The organism is Holdemania massiliensis, assembly GCF_022440805.1.
In the GTDB taxonomy this organism is placed as follows: Bacteria; Bacillota_I; Bacilli_A; order Erysipelotrichales; family Erysipelotrichaceae; genus Holdemania; species Holdemania massiliensis_A.
Genome location: NZ_JAKNTK010000001.1, coordinates 1851314 through 1869469, shown reverse-complemented (window position 1 = coordinate 1869469; position 18156 = coordinate 1851314). Strand labels below are relative to the sequence as shown.

The following is an 18156-nucleotide window of genomic DNA, read 5'->3' as shown; positions in this document are numbered from 1 at the left end:
TTTTCTCCATTTCTAAAACTTCATGTTTTCTAAGACGTTCTTCTTCATCTGATCCTTGTGAGCTTCAATCTTTTTATGCATTTGTGGATCAAAAGCACCCAGCATCGTCGCGGCCAAATAAGCAGCATTTTTGCATCCGGCTTTGCCGATCGCGACGGTCGCAACCGGAACACCAGCCGGCATCTGGACAATCGAAAGCAAACTGTCTAATCCATCGAGCGTACTAGTTTTCATCGGGATGCCGATGACCGGCAGTGTTGAGCAGCCGGCAATGACTCCGGCCAGATGCGCCGCGCCTCCCGCTGCCGCAATGATCACCTTGAGACCGCGATCATAGGCGGTTTTGGCATATTCGATCGTTTCATCCGGAGTGCGGTGAGCGCTCAGTACAATCTTTTCATACGGAATACCTAAGGATTCCAAGGTTTCGCAGGTTGATGAAACGTTTCCCTCATAATCGCTCATCGAACCCATGACAATCCCAACTACTGCTTTTTCTTCCATTTTCATACTCCTCCTTGAATTTAGAAATAGAAAAAGACATCAGAGAACCTCCAATGTCTACAAAACAAAAACAAAAAAGCCTTCGTTTTGTAGTCTTGCCGTTTACGGCAGCAAGGTAGAAACTTGTGAGCCTTATTCCCACGATTATACAAAATCATGAAGCCGTCAAAAAGAAAACACAGGTGCAAAACACCCATGCTTATTCTTGATTTTTATGAAAAGTATCCTTCATGGAAATGCCTGTTTTTCTCATTGCTCACCAGTCACCTTTCACGCGGATATAATACCATAAACAGGCAGGCAAAAAAAGGCTTTTTCTTTGGTTTTGTTGAGATTTCACTTAAATTTCAAAGGATCAGGCAGACGACTGGCAGAAAATCAAGAAAGTCAGCATTCTCCCCTTATCTTTTCCTCGTCTTCTTTATTCGCATAGCTCCCCCATAGCAGCAGAACCCTTTCAAATTCATTTGAAAAAGCGTAACAAAAAAGCCGGAGTTTAACGCTCCAGCTTCATTCTGCGGTATTTCTTGCCGATTGCCGCTTTTAAACGGCGGGTTATTTCTTCATTCTGTTCTTTCTTAAAATCAAAGGTCAGCTGCGTTAAGGAAGTTTTGCCTTTTTTATCCGTTTCTTTGACGGTCATGACAACTTTGCACTTATTCTTAACTTCCTTCACATCATATTCTGTGATCGCTTCAAACGGAACTGCGCTGCCCATATACATGAATCCTTCACTGCCCAATCCATCGCTGATCAGCGCGAACATGATGATCACCACGGCCATCAGTACGGAACGCAGAATCGTCATCGGGCTGAAATCGAGAGCTAAAAACGGCAGAAAGCAAAGCGAAGCCGCGATCAGAATCATGATCCGCGATGCCGTCCAAAAGCAGCAGTAAATCTCAATCGCTTTCTTCTGACGCAGCAGAATCCGAATCAGCCAGACGCAGGCAGCGGCAAAAAAGACAAGCAAAATTAAATTAAATATTTCCATAGATTTTCCTTCCTTACTTTGATCTCTTAAAGCAGCTCAATCCCATTGTCATGACACAGCTTGCGCATGATCGACGGCCACAGTGAAGCCTGAACCTCACCAATATGAGCTTTGTGCAGCAGCAGCATACAGATGCGGCTCTGACCGATGCCTCCGCCCATGGTTAACGGCAGATCCCCAGCTAATAATGCCCGATGAAACGGCAGCACGGAGCGTTCAGGACAACCGGCTTTGTTCAGCTGATCGATCATGCTGGCCTCATCGACGCGGATGCCCATTGACGAAATTTCCATTGCTCTGTCCAACACCGCATCCCAGATCAACAAGTCACCGTTGAGCTTCCAGTCATCATAGTCCGGAGCCCGGCCATCATGCGGCTTCCCATCACTCAGCCGATCACCGATCTGTTCGATAAACACTGTACCATATTCTTTCGTGATCGCATCCTCACGCTGTTTAGCGCTCAGCGACGGATAACGATCCAACAGCGCCTGAGAAGTGATGAACGTTACTTTTTCCGTGATGATCGGTGTGATCTGCGGCACCTCTGAACACAGTGTTTCTTCTGTTTCCTTCAAACTCCGGACGATCAGACGCACGGTTTCCTCCAACTGAGCTAAGGTCCGCTGCGGACGCAGGATGATTTTCTCCCAATCCCATTGATCCACATAAATCGAGTGCAGATTATCCAGATCTTCATCCCGGCGGATCGCATTCATATCCGTATATAGTCCCTCACCCGGCTCAAACGCGTATTGTCGCAGCGCCAGCCGCTTCCACTTCGCCAGCGAATGCACGATTTCCGCTTCAGTCTGGGTTTCCTTCACATCAAAATGAACCGGACGTTCAACCCCATTCAGGTTGTCATTGAGACCGCTGGAAGCTTCTACAAACAGCGGGGCGCTGACACGAATTAAGCGCAGGTTGTCAGCCAGTTTCCGCTCAAAGGTATCTTTGACCAGTTTGATGGCCAGCTGGGTTTCTTTTTGATTCAGCAGTGAGTGGTAATGCTCAGGCAGTATGCAGTGTTCTATCGACATGGTATCCCCCATTTCAAAACTGTCTTTTATTATACCAGTATCCTGACTGGAACAAAAGTAAAAGACAGGAAATTTTCCTGCCTTAATCAATCTTCTGAACAATTTCCAAGGAAACGCTGACACGTGTCGGCTGACCGCACAGCTCCAGTTCCAACACCGCCCGACGCTTATGCCGATCAATCTTAACGATCTGCGATTCGAAGCCTTGCAGCGGACCCTCGGTAATGATGACCTGATTGCCCTGAATCAGACCTGTGGAATGCTCCAATACTTTATTTTTGCCCAGCAGCCGTTCAAGATATTCTTTTTCCTCGCTGCGCAGCGCCGGGGTTCCTTCTTTATCAAATTTAAGCAGCTTGACAATTCCGGTTTTCTGCTGCCGCAGTTCTTTAATCCGCTCATCCATCTCGACTTGTCCCAGCTCGCTTTCGATAAACAAATAGCCTGGAAACATCGTTTTCTCTACGAGTTCGGAGATTCCCTGTTTTCTGAACACGACTTTCATCTTAGGAATAAAAGCCTGAAGACCCTGACTGAGAAAAAAATCTCGGATTTTCTCTTCCATTCCGCTGCGGATAAACAGTACATACCAGTTCATGTGCTCTCCCCTTTCGACAAGAATCTTTTAAAGGATACAAAGTTCACTTTAAAAAGTCAAGGAACAAACTGCATTGTTTCCTTTTTCACAAGTTATGCACTCTGTTTCACTCTCATACAAAAGAAAAGGCGGCCTACTCTGCCGCCAAGTACGAATTAATAACCAAGATCTTCGTTAATGAGTAAAACATGAATACGTCCCGGCACATGGGAACGCTGCAATGTCACCGCAGCTGAACAAATCCGAGTTGGCAATTGACAATCCGCACAGGCTCCAATCTTAGTACACGGGTTATCCTTATTTAAACGAACACAGTTGGCTGGAGCTGCGATCGTTTTCACCCGATCTTCCGCCGCTTTTAAATCTCTTACAATCTTATTAGCACCGGCGATCACTAAGACATGCTCAGGGCCATAAATCATTGCCGCAACTCGGTTGCCGTTGCCGTCGACATTGTATAATTCACCGCTTAGCGTAACCGCATTCGTGCTGGTCAAAAAATAATCGCAGGACAGCGCTGCATGATAGATTTCATGCGGATGTTCACTGTGATACCGATCTAAATACTGAATCTCCGAATTGTTCTCCAGAAAGTCAATGATTCCCATTTCAAACAGCGTCATTGATCCACCGACACTGACCGACACCTGGTCTTTCAGCAAGTCTTTTAAATATTGCAGACATGCATCCTGAGATTGAAACAAATCGACTTGAAACTGATGGTCCTCCAGCTTTTTCTTTGCCTGCAGCATCTGCGTCCAACGCAGTGTTTGTGTGTGTTTATCCATTTATTCCACCCTTTCCTGCAATGATGCTTTTAATACTTCTATTTTAGCATCACTTACGCCAATCTGTCTTAAATATTTCTCAGCTGTCCCATACGTTTTTCTTAGATGTTCCAAAGTCCGGATCATGTTGGATTTCGGTGATCCCAATAAAGCATCGGGATCCTTGACGCCCATCTTTTGCAGCATCTCCATCTGATCCTGTAAATGCGGATACAAGTTAAACGCCGAAGCGGCATAATCCTCGATGATCAGATCTTCTTCAGCCCCTGCCAGATCCAGCAAAAGCATCGCCGTTACCCCAGTTCGATCCTTTCCTGCAGAACAGTGAAACAAAATACAGCCATCTGTTTCTGCCATCGCTTCAAAAACCCCGCAGAGAGTATCCTGACTGTGATCCAGCAAGCCGATATACACATCCCCCATATTGGAAGGAAAACCCGCCGTACTCATCCCTGAATTCAGTTGATCCAACAACGGAAAGCTCAAATGCGGTACACCAAGCTTGGGATCCGGCGATTGTTCCTGTTCATATTGCGAACGCAGATCAATCACCATTGACAGTCCTTTGCGTTTTAATAATTGCCGATCCTCCAACGTGATTCCGCACAGAGAATCACTGCGCAGGAATCGATTCTTCCTTGTCTGCACGCCTTCTTTCAGTGGATACCCACCCAGCTCACGTGTATTATGAGTTCCCTGAAGAATAGGTTTATTGATCATTTCAGCTTCTCCTTTCCGCAGTAATTTTTAAATTACTGACTCTGCTTCTAGTCTTGATACATACAACTTTATCACTTCTTCCCCATTTCTTACAACTGAATTTGACAAAAACATCCCCAGACTTCTATCCTTAATATAATACAAAAAAGTATTCACTGATCCCTTAGACAAAACAAGGTGACCTATACGGCCACCTTAGCTTCATTAATCACGTTGAAATAGATCTCGCGTATACACTTTCTCCATAACCGTCTGAAGTACATCATCCACTCGATTGGCAATGATTGCCTGACTTCTCTGTTTGAACACTTCGAAATCATTTACAATCTCACTGCCAAAGAACGTACTTCCTGTTTCCAATGTCGGTTCATATACAATCACTTTTGCCCCTTTTGCTTTGATCCGCTTCATGACTCCCTGGATTGAACTCTGTCGGAAGTTATCACTATTCGATTTCATCGTTAAGCGATAGACCCCGATTGTCACTTGCTTTTCTTTGCTTTCATCCCAACTGCTGTTCTCATCATAATACCCTGCCATCTTCAGCACTTGGTCTGCGATGAAATCCTTTCGGGTGCGATTGCTTTCTACGATGGCTTCAATCAGATTTTCCGGCACATCGGCATAATTAGCCAACAGCTGTTTGGTATCTTTCGGCAGACAATACCCTCCATAACCAAAGGATGGATTGTTGTAATGACTTCCGATTCTTGGATCCAGACATACTCCATCAATGATCTGTTTCGTATCTAATCCCTTTACTTCTGCATACGTATCAAGCTCATTAAAAAAAGACACCCTCAGTGCCAAATAAGTATTCGCAAACAGCTTCACGGCTTCCGCCTCAGTAAAGCCCATGAATAACGTTTCAATCTTCTCCTTCAGTGCCCCTTCCTGTAATAACTTCGCAAAGGTATGAGCAGCTTCCGTCAAACTTTCATCTTCCAAATCTGTTCCCACAATAATTCGGGATGGGTACAGATTATCATATAATGCCTTAGATTCCCTTAAGAATTCAGGGCTGAACAAGATCTTCTTGTTTCTTAAGCGTTCCCTTAATTGCTTGGTATAACCTACAGGCACTGTAGATTTAATAATGATAAACGCATCCGGATTAATATCAATAACTTGATGAATTACCGATTCAACTGCCGAAGTATCAAAGAAATTCCTTTGACTGTCATAATTCGTCGGTGCCGCAACAACAACATACTTTGCCTCTTTGTAAGCTTTTTGAGCATCCAACGTTGCGGTCAAGTTCAATTCTTTTTCTTTCAGATACTTCTCAATGTATTCATCTTGAATTGGCGACTTTCTCTGATTGATTAACTCTACTTTTTCAGGAATAATGTCCACTGCCCATACTTCATGATGTTGTGCTAATAATGTGGCGATGGATAACCCCACATATCCTGTTCCAGCTACCGCGATTTTCATATGTTCCTCCAATAAAAAAAGAAGTTCCTACTTCCCTAAATAATACTCTTTATACCACTGTGCAAATTTTCTTAATCCTTCTCTTAAACTTGTGCTCGGCTTAAATCCAAAATCTCGTTCTAATGCCGTTGTATCAGCATAAGTGATTGGAACATCCCCAGGCTGCATCGGTACTAATTTCTTATGTGCTTCGAAATCATAGTCTTCCGGTAATACTCGTGCTCGTATCAATTCTTCCTGAAGTATAGTTACAAAATCAAGCAAATTCTCTGGATGATTATTCCCTATGTTATATATTGCATACGGAGGCAAAGGTAACCCATCTTCCCCCGACTGTTTCTTAGGCGGTTTTTGCATCACCTTGATAATTCCTTCAACAATATCATCAATATAAGTAAAATCCCGTTTACAGTTTCCATAATTAAAGATCTCAATGGTTTCCCCTTTGATCAGTTTATTCGTAAAGCCAAAGTAAGCCATATCTGGCCTTCCTGCCGGACCATAAACAGTAAAGAAACGCAGCCCGGTAGATGGAATGTTATAAAGCTTACTATAAGCATGAGCCATTAACTCATTCGATTTCTTGGTAGCTGCATAGAGAGAGACAGGATTATCTACCTTATCGTCTGTGGAATAAGGTACTTTTTTATTAGAACCATACACTGAGGATGAAGATGCATAGACAAGATGCTGCACCCCGGGTTCTCCATTATTGTAACTATGACGGCATGCTTCAAGAATATTGTAGAAGCCAATAAGATTGGATTCTACATAAACATCAGGATTGGTAATGGAATAGCGTACCCCAGCCTGAGCTGCCAAATTTACTACTACAGCAGGCTTATAGGTGCTAAAAATATCATCAATAAGAACCTTGTCAGCAATACTGCCCTTAATGAAAGTCCATGTAGACTCTGGATTGTTTTCTACTTCTTTTTCGATTTGCTTCAGACGCCACTCCTTGATGGACACATCATAGTAATCGTTGATATTGTCGATGCCGACGATGTGGCAAAGAGATTGAGTGCGGAGCAACTCGAGAACATGGTTCGAGCCGATGAAACCGGCAGAGCCCGTTATGAGGATGGTTTTATTTTGTAGGGAAATATTCTGTGGTAACATTGTGTTTATGTCCTCCATAAATTACTCATATTCTTTCATTTTTCTAGTAGATGTATTTTCTTCTTAGCAGAAACATTTTTATAAAATCTTATTTATTTGATAGAATCTTTACAGCCTTATTGACAATTGTGTTAGTTCCCCAGGCCAAAGTCAAAATAATAATAATTGGGATAACCAAAAACACTTCTTCGCATAATCCCAATGATTCCATGCGCCAGATGATGGCAAAACCAACATGTTGATGAAGCAAATAAGTGGGGAAAGAAATGGACGCGATCCAACTCAAAACCCATAATCCCTTATCTTCTATTTTGTTAATTACCGAGATATATTGTTCTGAAAATTTACTATTACGAACCAATGTAATAGCCAACAATATTACAACACCTATGCATTGAAACGGAAAATAGGATGTTCGCAACTTGAAAAACGCCAACAATATTGTCAACATCAACCCTATATACGCTATCCAGTCACGAGAATTTCGAAGCAGGTAAGAGAGCATCATTCCTGCAATGAAACTCGCTGCATACCCTGGCATTATTACAAATTCGATACCACTAATGATCCAATGTGTCATGCTAAGAAGCCTGAATATCACAACACAAAATGCACCCCCTAGCCAAGCAAATGTCCAGATTTTTAAATGCTTATATTGCTTAAACAGCAATATAAATATGATAAAAAAATAAAATCGTAGTTCATACGCAAGCGTCCAGTACGCACCATCAACTGACTTGATAGCTCCACCGGTAAATCCTTGAAGCATTGTAATATTTGCAAGAACCGTTTTTAAGTCAATTGCAGAATCTGGTAGCTGCTTATATAGAGGAAAAAGTAGTGACATTACGATAATAGTAATTCCCATACATACCCAGTACATCGGATAAAGGCGTATGAATCTATTTCTAATATATTTTTTGGCAGTTGCTCTCTCATTCAGTGTATATGCTGTAAGCATGCCTGAAAGCATAAAGAACAGAATAACACAGCCGCCTCCCCATGATACATCAACCGGATAAGACTTCACATGACCGAAAATCTGATCGTATCGCACTGTATAATGAAAGAGCATTACTGCAATACATGCCAAACCTCGTAGCCAATTTAATTCAATTAATTTCCTGCTATTTTGATTCATTTTATCCATAATATAATCATACATCTCTCTACAAACATAATTTTGAAAGTCTACTTGTGATCAGCCCTATTCCTTTGGTTTTGTTTAACCGCTTTGAGAAGATGAGAAAATGTAAACAAAAACGGTTTCATATCTTTCCAATTGAAAACTGCATGTGATTTTGAAAGAAAAAACTGAGCAATCCACTTAAACACCCCAACTTCTTTAATGCCTCTTTTGATATCGAAGAACTCAGGCATGAAGTAAATGGATTTCTTAAAACTTGTCTTTGTTTTAGGTATCTCACCATAAGCCTGCGAGTAACACCAAACATATGGCAAATTAACTCCTGCTGATTTAACACAGTATGCATTTCCATCATTACGCATATTAATCTCTAGAAAAAAATCTTGTCCATGTTCATCTCTTATAAATTCCAAACTAAACAGTCCAGAATAGCCGATTGTCTTAATGAAAGTATTAACAGCCATTCTATTGTATTTTAATTCAGAAATTGGGGAATACTTTAGATAGCCAGTATTTGTATTATCCGGTTGACGTATAATCTTTGTAAATCCGGGAATAATAATCTCTTCACCACCATTAAGCGAACAACCAATTAGCTGAAACTCCATTTTCTTTTTTATAAACTGTTGAATTTGTACATATTGTGTCTTAGTATAATTTAAGGCATTGAATAAGTCTTCTTTGGAATCTGAGATATGAATATCAGCTTTTCCGCCCCCCATTACACTCTTTACAGGTTTTGTAATACAAGGATAGATATTCCATATATCAACATCATGCTTATCAATAACGTCGCTCACGGGCACAGAAAATCCGCTTGCAACAGCAATCTTGTTTTGATACTGTTTGTCCATCAAATTACCAATATCTAAACTGCAAGAAGGAGTAAAGTAATCAGTTTTCAATTTATCGTAATTCCTCATGACAACTTCTGCTGAACCATCCGAACAGCAAATTACAATTCTCTTTTTCTGATCTTCAGCCAAACTTTCCAGCACCGGAATAATCGCTGAATCATTAGGTACAATAAAAACTGGAGACTTTTTTAGATATTTGCTTTTGCAAATCATGTTATCTTCATCAATTTTTGCGCCAGAAAGTATTAAAGTAATACTTTCCGAATGAATCTTTGCTTCCCCTAAAGATCGTACAACACCTAGTGTATTGTGGTGTAATCCACCAATTACAACTACACACATTTCTGAATTCATTATATTACACGCCTCTTTCCTGTCATGGTTTTGTTGAACACATATTTACATGTAAATTCTTCGAACCTTCTTCACATTTTGCCAAGACCGTATCTGCACACAAATATCGTGCTCGATTTATCCAAGGTAACCAGTAACAGCCAAAGATTTATGATGGTCACTTTATGCGTTAAGTGTTTTAGACACTTTTTCCACATTCTCTTCATTGTTTGCAAATATGTCTATACTATTTAATTAGTTTCTATATTCCAAGATGATTATCGATACTGTCCTGTTAAGATCCATTCATATCTAGCTTAATGCAACAGCTCACATTCCATAAGTTTTTGATTTAAATTACTAAAGGAATTCTCTTCACTTATTTTCCTCGCAGGCACCCCTGCAATCGTAATATTTCCCTCAGGAAACGACTTTGTAACAACAGCATTTGCACCAATTGCAATATTATCTCCAATTTCCACCTCACCGATTATCTTTACACCTGTTGCAATAAAACAGTTATCGCCTATATTCGCGGCTATTGGATTTCTATTTTCTGCACCAATGCACACTCCGTCATGTATCCTGCAGTTTTTTCCCACTTTGGCAGATTTATTTACAATAATCGTTCCTATATGCGCTATACTTAAACCTTTATCAAAAACATTTAATGGTATCTGAAATCCTGTTTTGCGAGACATCCGATATAATCGGAAATTTGCAAAAGGAGCGAGCTTTTTTAGCCATACTTTACTTTTTGAACAATTATCAACATACTCACAAAAGCGAAGCTGTCTCTCATATTTCCATATATCATCATAAATCACATATTTTAGCAAATCTTTTACCCCCCCCCCCGGGTTGCGTCTTTCCTCTTAACGCAATTGCGTCCTGCTTCAAATACTCTTTATATGTCTTCCACGAATCAATCATATTCGGCTTCTCCTTTATCTTGATCTAAATTTGCCGGCCTGTCTTTGTACATTGTCCAGCATAGTTTCAAAGTAAAATTTATAAAATATCTTTACAATCTAATCGCTTCAATGTTTCAAGGTAGCTTAAACCATAACTTCCTACTGATATGCCCTCATATGTTTTAGATACTTCATCAAAAAATTTTTCCATAGCAAAAAACAAATTTTCTACTGCACTCTTATCCTTAAAATATGGACTTCCTCCAGGCATAAGTTCGGATGAATGGATCATAAACATCAAATATGCATTATTTTTCCTTTCTGCATATTTACGGGTTTTCATTAAATTTTCATATCCTGTACCGATTGGACGTAACCAAAATTGCTCTCCAGTGAGCATATGGTGAATTATATTTTTAGTTGTGCTGCCAGACAAACTTCTTTTTCTGAAACTTGTCATGGGAAGCTCTACTAATTTTCCATTAATCAAATATGGGTTTTGAGGTGATTTCGAATAATCATTTCCACCAGAGACAGTTTTCCCCCTAATTTGGGCATGAGTAATTCCCGGAGTAATCGAACAATCAACAGCAATACCTATTTCTTCAAGCACTTCAAATAATGTCTCATTGGTTGCCCATCGACCTGCTCGGTAACTTACAATAGGCATTTGAAATCTTTCTTCCAGAAGCTTTTTAAGGAAAAGATGCTTCTCTAAGATAACTTCCTTGGGGTACTCCGTTATGAAGGGATTCCCTCCATAAATATTCTCCAGGTGGTACTCTGGCGGTGTATTCCAGGCATGAAGATGCATTCCTATCTCGCATTTTCCTTGTTTATACTTTTCGCGAAAAGAGGCAACAAAACTCTCATCCATTGCCATCTCATAGTTTGTCAAATAGGTTGGAATAAAATTATATTTCTCGCATAAATTCTGAAAACGTTGAATATATTTTGTATTTTCAGTGGTAATGGAATCACCCGGCTTCCACTGCCATAAATTATCTCCTTCTGTATCTACTGATATCAAAAATTTTTTCATGTCCGATTCACTCCTTTTGTAAATTAATGAAATATGTTTGTTTTCTCGCTATCATTATTTGATAACAGCCTCCATCTTAATAATTGCATATCGCATTGCCTCTATCTTGAGCAAATAGCTAGAAATAATATAAACTATACCACCTATTGCAATCTGAGAAATCAGCAAAACCACTTTATTAATTGCAAGCACTCCCAACAAATTCACAGCAACGCTCATCAAAGCTCCGGCAACAATAGGTTTCCAAATATCATGAAAAATATCCTTCGCAGTATAAGTAATATGTCTGTTTACAACAATCAAAAAGCAAATAACACTCACAAGAGAAGAAAGTAAGCTTCCAATCGCCACCAATAAAACACTATTAAAACCGAACACCGCAATCATCAATGTTGCTAAAGCCGTCAAATTCACTGCAAGCATTACTTTAAATGATATATCACTTTTTCCAATAGCTAATACTGCTTGATTACATGCAATTTCAAACGGACGTAACAAGAAAACAAAGCAAAAAATTTTAATGTATGGAACTGCCGGAATCCATTTATCTGTCATCAAAACAGAAACAAATGTATTCGAAACTGCAGAAAGTCCAAACATAAGCGGTACGAGTAAAAACATACCCGTTGAAATCGTCTTCCTAAGCATAGCCTTCAATGACTGTAGATTATCTTGTGACCTTGAGAATACTGGTAACATAACACTTATCAGAGAAGAATTGACATTATTAACCAACAAAGCAGGATATTTCTTTCCCTGATCGTAGAATGCAAGATCAGCCATTCCGAAGGCTTTTCCGATGATCAGGGCTCTAATCTCACCTTCGGTCGTAGAAACCAGTTGTGCAGCCAACACTTTCCCACCAAACGAGAATATTTCTTTAGCTTTTTTAATTGAAAATTGGAATTTGGGATTCCATCCGCTTACAATACATAAAATCGCCGTATCTACAAATGTATTGGTAAGATACTGTGCCACAATAGACCATGCTCCAAAACCATTATAAGCCATCATAATTCCAACAAATCCGGACAAAATGGTTCCTCCAAGAGTAGCAATAAAAAATTTTTTGAATTGCATATTCCTACGCATATATGCACGTTGAATGTCGTTCATTGATGCAAGGAGAAGCCGAAAACCCATCACCCGTATAATCCATTTAAGCTCTAACAGCCCATAGAACTTCGCAATAAACGGGGATGCAGCAAAAAGAAGGACATACAAAACCGCAGCAGTTGAAAAGCTGAGCCAAAAAGCAGTACTAAAATCAACAGTATCAACTTCCTTCTTTTGAACAACCGCGTTGCCAAATCCACTTGTCACAAAGACATTGCAAAAAGTAATGAAAACCATTACAATTGAAACAACTCCATAATGTTCCGGTGTCAATAACCTTGCAAGTACTATGGAAACCACCGTTGAAACCAATTGAGCCGATATTCTCTCACCGAATGACCATACAAGCCCAGACAAGATACCTTTTTTTGAACTCATAACTCTTCTTCCTTTCATTTGCTAATCTAAGAATAAATATTGCCATAAGATGAGAATATATTAGATTATTCTGTATCAACTGATATAAGAAATTTCCTCACTTTTACGACTCCTAAAAGTCAACTCTACCTTACGCATTATCATTCCGACAATATACGTTAATATTAATGTTAAAATGATATATATTGTGTCGCCCCAAAAAGGAATGTTAACGCACGATGTTTTTTTAAATATAATATATAGGTATTTTGCAATAGCATAATGACAAAAATAAAAGTAAATACACATACTGCCAACATTAACCAATCTCTTTGTACCTAAAATTCTGCTGAAAAAGCCAGTATTATCAGCGCAATAATAAATCAAATACCCTAACGCTGGAATGTAAACTGCAGCATATCTTAATTCCAGGGGAATGCTAATAAATGACAATTGTGTGAGCACTAAAAACACTATTGAAAGCAGTGCATAGTATTTACTGCTTTTTGTCAATTCAACTTTTCTTTTCTTCAGTAAGCCCCATATTACACCGACAACATAATCAAGTAATCTAACAGGAAAACTATAGTACAATATCCATGCTGTTGTTGTCTCGTCTGGATGTACGAAAATTAAAAATGTCGGAATTAGAAAAGCGATACCAATTGTGCCATACAATAATAATACCAATCTTTTAATTTTCAATGTTGATAAAGCACGTAAAACAAATGCTGAAACTAAAGTAATAAACAGCATCGTAGATAAATACCACGAAACATCATTAAAACTAAGTCCCCCCCCTATTACCGGAATCTGAGATTGAATCAGAAGCAATTGCGAAATCAATGAAAAGCAAAAACCACTTACTGATAATTCTCCATGATAAAGTCTTAATATCGCAAACGGCATCATAGCAATAGTGAAAATCACATGGAATACATAGTATTTTCTAAGGAAGTCCTTAATCTTTGAAAATACGGTATCCTTTTGTGGCGCTTTCTCTTTTTCATCATATTGGGAAGCCGCCAAAAATCCTGACAAAATAAAAAAACCAGAAACTCCTAACCATCCTCCATATTCGAATACACCAAAGAGTATGTCTTTCTTCTCAATAAATCCTAAAATATGAAAGAAAAAAATACTCATAAACAGTACTACTCTAACTCCCTGTAAGCTCGGATAGAATTTTCTCACAAGGCACCTCTTTCGCTTTTGGCATCGAGCCCAAGTCTGATAGCAAATATAGCCATCATATGAGGATAAATTAAATTATGTGGATTTACTATCTGAGCTGTTATGGAATAAGCAAATATACAAATAAAAGGTATCCAATACAGCAGTTTTACACGACCAATCATTTTAATTACATTGGAAAGCCAGCCAAACATAAATACCATGCCGCCAATTATTCCATAGCACACCAATATCTGTACCAATGAATTATGTAACGACTTAGTAATTCCCATGACGCTACGATATTCCGTAACACCCGTTCCAAACAACATTATTCTCAAATCAGAATTGAATTTTTCAATATATTCTTCAGTTATGTCAAAGCGACCATTAGCAGTAGCTGTATCTGCTCTGTTGAATCTTGCTATTAACCCTTCATATACCTCTGGCAATTGCCCCATAACCACAAATGCTACAATAGCTATACTACCAATGATCAGCAAAGCTTTAGCAACATCTTTCATGGACCTGTTTGACGAGAATATATATAATACTAATAACAAGCTTCCAACAATCATCCATGTTCGAGACAGAGTCATAACGCCAGTCAGCGCAAGAAAAATCATCTCTGCAATCAATAACAATTTATTGTATACGGAGCATTTCAACAAAACAGCAATACAACTAATACCTGAAATACTATAGTACGCTAAGGCGTTGGCATTTAATGTTAAATTCAAAGCGTCTTCATTTACATGCTCAACCACCCCAAACCTAAAATAGCCGTTTGCAATATCCTGTAGCCAAGTAGGTGATTTTAAGATTGTCGACAAAACTATTATTAGACTCGTTAAAACAACACCACAAACAAAGTAGTTCAGAGTCTTAATATAATCATACTCAGTCCAATCGTATATTAAGCAAAAAAATAGCATAAGATTTGTCATGTATCCGATTATACCCGGTATGCTAAAAGAATCGTAAAACATACTGGCTATAATCTCCATAAAAGCAATGAACACACATAATACAAATTGCTTAGAGTTTATATTTCGTGATTTTATAAAATATATTGCCAATATTATCGGAATAATATAATTTCCCGGAAGTCCGTACAATAGAGGTGCAGTAAAAGCTATCATCGAGATCATTTCTGATTTTCGGGCATACATAAAAAATCCCGTACAAACTACGACAAATAAATATTTACTCATATTTATTCCGCCCAAATCTCTTACTGCAATCATAATCGACAGTGTAATTGCGTACACAATCGTGATTTTACCAAGAGACACAGAAACGATATTTCTGTTTTTCACAGCAACTTCATCGGCCATTACGCTGCCTCCTTTGGGAATATATTTCTTCGTATCTTTTCGCCATCTTTTCCGAAGAGTATTCATCAATCTTTTTTAGGGACTCATTTCCCATTGAAGTTAATTTCTCCTGTGGCATTTCAACCATTGCTTTCATTGCTGTATACAAGAATTCTTCATTATTGTCGTCAATCAGAAAACCATTTTGATTTGAAATTATGTCTTTCATCCCTCCCACATTTGTTGAAACTAGAGGCAGTCCAGTTGCCATCGCTTCCAATGCAGTCAGCGGCAGAGCTTCTCTGTGAGAAGATTGTACATAGCAATCTGCAATGGCATAGTAATCCTCGGTATTGCCAACATTCCCGGAAAAAATAATATTGTCAGTGAGCTCTAAATCCTTTACCTCATATATAAGATCATTATGCCTATTGCCGTCTCCAACAAGATACAGCATAACATGTGGATATTCATTATGTATTTTAGCAAAACAACGAATAATCACCGCTTGATTTTTGTTATCGTCCTGCCGTCCTACATTTATGAACGTGAAATGTTCATGTTCCTTTTTATAATATCTTCCTAGATTTATTCCGTTATTGACAAACTCGCATTTATTTGATTCTAAATTGAAGTACTTCGTCAATAGGTTTTGGTTTTCTCTTGAAACTGCGACTAGCTTAACTATATGTGCTTTCAATCCTATCCTCAAAAAAGGAAGGATTGCTTTGGAAAATGCTTTTTCAGGTTTAGTATGTGCAGTCACAACAACCGGTTTATGGTGCAATATTCCCCAAAGAACAGCAAAAATCGTCCCTCCCAAATGTGCATGAACAACATCGGGTTTATAACGGCTGATTTCATTCAAGACTCTAACAATTATCTTAGGCGTTATTTTCTCTTTTACACCAAGATATCTAACGCTTTGAATCTGTTCAATTTTGTTGCTTAAATCATTGTCGAGCTGCTTTCCGTAACACAAGACATCAACTTCATAAACCGTCCTGTCAATACATCTAAGCAACTCATAAACCATATTTTGAGCACCGCCAATCTCAAATCCTCCCAGTACAATCAGCAATTTTGTTTTCATAGCTATCCTCTTACTTTATATACGTTAGAAGATATTTCCTTTTATCTTCAAAATATTTTTCTTTATCAAAATTATCCGACATATTTTTTAGGCTTTCCCTGCATATTCCCCAACACTACAAATTGGCCTCGCAGGCACTCCAACAGCCACTGTTTCATCAGGAATATCATGTGTAATAACGCTTCCTGCACCAATAACACAGTTTTTTCCAATCTTAACACCGGGCATGATGATACTACCGGTGCCAACAAATGAATATTCGCCGACTTCTATTCTACCGTATTTAATCACATCCGAATACTTACTGTCGCTGTGACGAAAAGCCCATGTATCACCGTCATGGTTGACCAAAGTAACGTTGCCTGATATTCTGCAGTTTTTACGAAGTGTAATTAAATAGGGTTCCGAACCGAAACGAACATCCCCCATAACAGTTACACCACTTTCAACAATCATCCCTTGTTCCTTAACTATACAAAATGATCCTTTGATTCTTCTGCGAATTTCTTTTATTATTACTGATATTTTCATGTGTTCATAATCCCTTCAATGTATTTCTGCCAGCATTTAAATATTTTATCAGATCTAAACTCATTGGCTCCATTTTTTGCATTTTTGCTGAATTCGTTCGCAAGTGCCGCATTTTCAAGTATTCGTTTCATAGCTTCTGCAAGCTTATCAGAATCACCAACCGGAACCAATATGCCATTATATCCATTCTTTATCAGCATTCTGGGACCTCCACAAGGACAATCTGTCGAAATAGATGGTACACCAACAGCCAGTGCCTCCATTAAAGCATTTGGCATTCCCTCATAATCAGAGGACATTACAAAAGCCTTAGCCTTTTTTAGTACACCCGGCACATCAGCGGTGGTGCCCATCAGATGAATACGGTCATGCAAGCCGTATTCATCTATTTTTTCCTGAATCTCATCATGCAGGCTTCCTTCTCCGTAGATAAGCAAGTCATCCTGGATCAACCCCGCAATACGGCTGTAGGCTCTTATCAGCATCATAAAATTCTTCTGACCGGAAAGTCTACCAACCGCCACAATATTCATTCTGTTTTCATCCAGATTTATCTTGAAAAAACGTTCATCGACTGCGTTCATAATAATTTGAGATTTTCCTTGTATTTTATGAGAAAACCAACTTTTCGCATCCTCTGTTTGAAAAACAATTCCATCCGCTTTGCAATATAGTATTTTTGCAAGTATTCTTAGCGGCAGAGAACAGTATTCTTTATTTGGATCATTTCGTACGGAAACAATGCATTTCTTTTTGAGTAAAATATTGGCAAGAAGTAAACGGACATTATTTTCTCCCATGAAACTTAAGCAAACATCCGGATTGACTTCCTTCATAATTTTTCTCAATGCAAAAATACGAACAGGATTTTGGTTGATCTTTTTGTACTCACCTTCAAATTTTTCGACATTTCTTCTATCTACTCTATCGTCTAGGCAATAGTCTTCTTCGGAAGGAAAATTAGTAACGAAGCAGACATTGTGCCCCGTTGACACCATATAATTTGCAAGATTTATTAAAACCCTTCCTGCCCCACCGCCACGGATAGTACTGATATAAAATAGTAATTTCATT

The 18156-nt window shown here is 38.9% G+C and carries 18 protein-coding genes and 1 riboswitch; all 18 genes read right to left on the bottom strand.

The window, feature by feature from the left end:
- Nucleotides 1-12: 12 nt before the first annotated feature.
- The 18 genes from purE to MCG46_RS08410 all read right to left on the bottom strand — a co-directional run bounded on the left by purE (nucleotide 13) and on the right by MCG46_RS08410 (nucleotide 18155).
- On the bottom strand, nucleotides 13-510 hold the full coding sequence (gene purE, locus MCG46_RS08495) for a 5-(carboxyamino)imidazole ribonucleotide mutase (protein WP_240279344.1): 498 nt from the start codon (nucleotides 508-510) through the stop codon (nucleotides 13-15).
- Between the two features lie 64 nt (nucleotides 511-574).
- A riboswitch (purine riboswitch) is annotated at nucleotides 575-676 on the bottom strand.
- A 324-nt stretch (nucleotides 677-1000) separates the two neighbouring features.
- On the bottom strand, nucleotides 1001-1498 hold the full coding sequence (locus MCG46_RS08490) for a hypothetical protein (protein WP_240279342.1): 498 nt from the start codon (nucleotides 1496-1498) through the stop codon (nucleotides 1001-1003).
- Nucleotides 1499-1524: 26 nt separating this feature from the next.
- The gene (asnA, locus tag MCG46_RS08485; protein WP_240279340.1) at nucleotides 1525-2538 is read right to left on the bottom strand and encodes an aspartate--ammonia ligase; all 1014 of its coding nucleotides are present in this window, start codon (nucleotides 2536-2538) and stop codon (nucleotides 1525-1527) included.
- An 82-nt stretch (nucleotides 2539-2620) separates the two neighbouring features.
- Nucleotides 2621-3136 carry an antiterminator LoaP gene (gene loaP, locus MCG46_RS08480; RefSeq protein ID WP_240279335.1) on the bottom strand — a complete coding sequence of 172 codons (516 nt, stop codon included), beginning with the start codon at nucleotides 3134-3136 and terminating at the stop codon, nucleotides 2621-2623.
- 155 nt (nucleotides 3137-3291) lie between these two features.
- The gene (locus MCG46_RS08475) at nucleotides 3292-3924 is read right to left on the bottom strand and encodes a lactate utilization protein (RefSeq protein ID WP_240279333.1); all 633 of its coding nucleotides are present in this window, start codon (nucleotides 3922-3924) and stop codon (nucleotides 3292-3294) included.
- On the bottom strand, nucleotides 3925-4644 hold the full coding sequence (locus tag MCG46_RS08470; RefSeq protein ID WP_240279331.1) for a tyrosine-protein phosphatase: 720 nt from the start codon (nucleotides 4642-4644) through the stop codon (nucleotides 3925-3927).
- 204 nt (nucleotides 4645-4848) lie between these two features.
- Nucleotides 4849-6081 (bottom strand): nucleotide sugar dehydrogenase, encoded by a 1233-nt coding sequence (locus tag MCG46_RS08465; protein WP_240279329.1) that lies wholly within the window; start codon nucleotides 6079-6081, stop codon nucleotides 4849-4851.
- Between the two features lie 27 nt (nucleotides 6082-6108).
- Complete coding sequence (locus MCG46_RS08460) at nucleotides 6109-7203, bottom strand: GDP-mannose 4,6-dehydratase (RefSeq protein WP_240279327.1); 1095 nt, start codon at nucleotides 7201-7203, stop codon at nucleotides 6109-6111.
- Between the two features lie 88 nt (nucleotides 7204-7291).
- Entirely contained in the window at nucleotides 7292-8353 is a 1062-nt protein-coding gene (locus MCG46_RS08455) for an acyltransferase family protein (RefSeq protein WP_240279325.1), read from the bottom strand.
- 41 nt (nucleotides 8354-8394) lie between these two features.
- Nucleotides 8395-9561, bottom strand: a complete 1167-nt coding sequence (locus MCG46_RS08450; RefSeq protein WP_240279323.1) for a hypothetical protein — start codon at nucleotides 9559-9561, stop codon at nucleotides 8395-8397.
- 296 nt (nucleotides 9562-9857) lie between these two features.
- Entirely contained in the window at nucleotides 9858-10379 is a 522-nt protein-coding gene (locus MCG46_RS08445; RefSeq protein WP_240279321.1) for a serine O-acetyltransferase, read from the bottom strand.
- Nucleotides 10380-10551: 172 nt separating this feature from the next.
- Nucleotides 10552-11496, bottom strand: coding sequence for a hypothetical protein (locus MCG46_RS08440; protein WP_240279319.1), 945 nt, complete (start codon nucleotides 11494-11496; stop codon nucleotides 10552-10554).
- Nucleotides 11497-11550: 54 nt separating this feature from the next.
- Nucleotides 11551-12990: a lipopolysaccharide biosynthesis protein gene (locus MCG46_RS08435; RefSeq protein ID WP_240279317.1), complete on the bottom strand. Its 1440-nt coding sequence runs from the start codon at nucleotides 12988-12990 to the stop codon at nucleotides 11551-11553.
- A 75-nt stretch (nucleotides 12991-13065) separates the two neighbouring features.
- On the bottom strand, nucleotides 13066-14163 hold the full coding sequence (locus tag MCG46_RS08430) for an acyltransferase family protein (protein ID WP_240279315.1): 1098 nt from the start codon (nucleotides 14161-14163) through the stop codon (nucleotides 13066-13068).
- Nucleotides 14160-15479, bottom strand: coding sequence for an O-antigen ligase family protein (locus tag MCG46_RS08425; protein ID WP_240279313.1), 1320 nt, complete (start codon nucleotides 15477-15479; stop codon nucleotides 14160-14162). Before MCG46_RS08425 ends, MCG46_RS08430 begins: the two co-directional genes overlap by 4 nt.
- Nucleotides 15469-16551, bottom strand: coding sequence for a glycosyltransferase (locus MCG46_RS08420; RefSeq protein WP_240279311.1), 1083 nt, complete (start codon nucleotides 16549-16551; stop codon nucleotides 15469-15471). Before MCG46_RS08420 ends, MCG46_RS08425 begins: the two co-directional genes overlap by 11 nt.
- 87 nt (nucleotides 16552-16638) lie before the next feature.
- A complete protein-coding gene (locus MCG46_RS08415; RefSeq protein WP_240279309.1) occupies nucleotides 16639-17082 on the bottom strand; it encodes an acyltransferase in 444 nt (147 codons plus the stop codon).
- Nucleotides 17079-18155: a glycosyltransferase family 4 protein gene (locus tag MCG46_RS08410; protein WP_240279307.1), complete on the bottom strand. Its 1077-nt coding sequence runs from the start codon at nucleotides 18153-18155 to the stop codon at nucleotides 17079-17081. The genes MCG46_RS08415 and MCG46_RS08410 overlap by 4 nt, the downstream gene beginning before the upstream one ends.
- Nucleotide 18156: the final 1 nt, after the last annotated feature.

Excerpts from the sequence above, each read along its gene's own strand:
- MCG46_RS08455 (WP_240279325.1), bottom strand. The coding sequence starts at position 8,353 with ATGGATAAAATGAATCAAAATAGCAGGAAATTAATTGAATTAAATTGG.
- MCG46_RS08410 (WP_240279307.1), bottom strand. The coding sequence starts at position 18,155 with ATGAAATTACTATTTTATATCAGTACTATCCGTGGCGGTGGGGCAGGA.
- MCG46_RS08460 (WP_240279327.1), bottom strand. The coding sequence starts at position 7,203 with ATGTTACCACAGAATATTTCCCTACAAAATAAAACCATCCTCATAACG.
- MCG46_RS08450 (WP_240279323.1), bottom strand. The coding sequence starts at position 9,561 with ATGAATTCAGAAATGTGTGTAGTTGTAATTGGTGGATTACACCACAAT.
- MCG46_RS08420 (WP_240279311.1), bottom strand. The coding sequence starts at position 16,551 with ATGAAAACAAAATTGCTGATTGTACTGGGAGGATTTGAGATTGGCGGT.
- MCG46_RS08425 (WP_240279313.1), bottom strand. The coding sequence starts at position 15,479 with ATGGCCGATGAAGTTGCTGTGAAAAACAGAAATATCGTTTCTGTGTCT.
- MCG46_RS08475 (WP_240279333.1), bottom strand. The coding sequence starts at position 3,924 with ATGGATAAACACACACAAACACTGCGTTGGACGCAGATGCTGCAGGCA.
- MCG46_RS08465 (WP_240279329.1), bottom strand. The coding sequence starts at position 6,081 with ATGAAAATCGCGGTAGCTGGAACAGGATATGTGGGGTTATCCATCGCC.
- MCG46_RS08440 (WP_240279319.1), bottom strand. The coding sequence starts at position 11,496 with ATGAAAAAATTTTTGATATCAGTAGATACAGAAGGAGATAATTTATGG.
- purE (WP_240279344.1), bottom strand. The coding sequence starts at position 510 with ATGAAAATGGAAGAAAAAGCAGTAGTTGGGATTGTCATGGGTTCGATG.
- MCG46_RS08490 (WP_240279342.1), bottom strand. The coding sequence starts at position 1,498 with ATGGAAATATTTAATTTAATTTTGCTTGTCTTTTTTGCCGCTGCCTGC.
- MCG46_RS08435 (WP_240279317.1), bottom strand. The coding sequence starts at position 12,990 with ATGAGTTCAAAAAAAGGTATCTTGTCTGGGCTTGTATGGTCATTCGGT.
- loaP (WP_240279335.1), bottom strand. The coding sequence starts at position 3,136 with ATGAACTGGTATGTACTGTTTATCCGCAGCGGAATGGAAGAGAAAATC.
- MCG46_RS08470 (WP_240279331.1), bottom strand. The coding sequence starts at position 4,644 with ATGATCAATAAACCTATTCTTCAGGGAACTCATAATACACGTGAGCTG.
- MCG46_RS08415 (WP_240279309.1), bottom strand. The coding sequence starts at position 17,082 with ATGAAAATATCAGTAATAATAAAAGAAATTCGCAGAAGAATCAAAGGA.
- asnA (WP_240279340.1), bottom strand. The coding sequence starts at position 2,538 with ATGTCGATAGAACACTGCATACTGCCTGAGCATTACCACTCACTGCTG.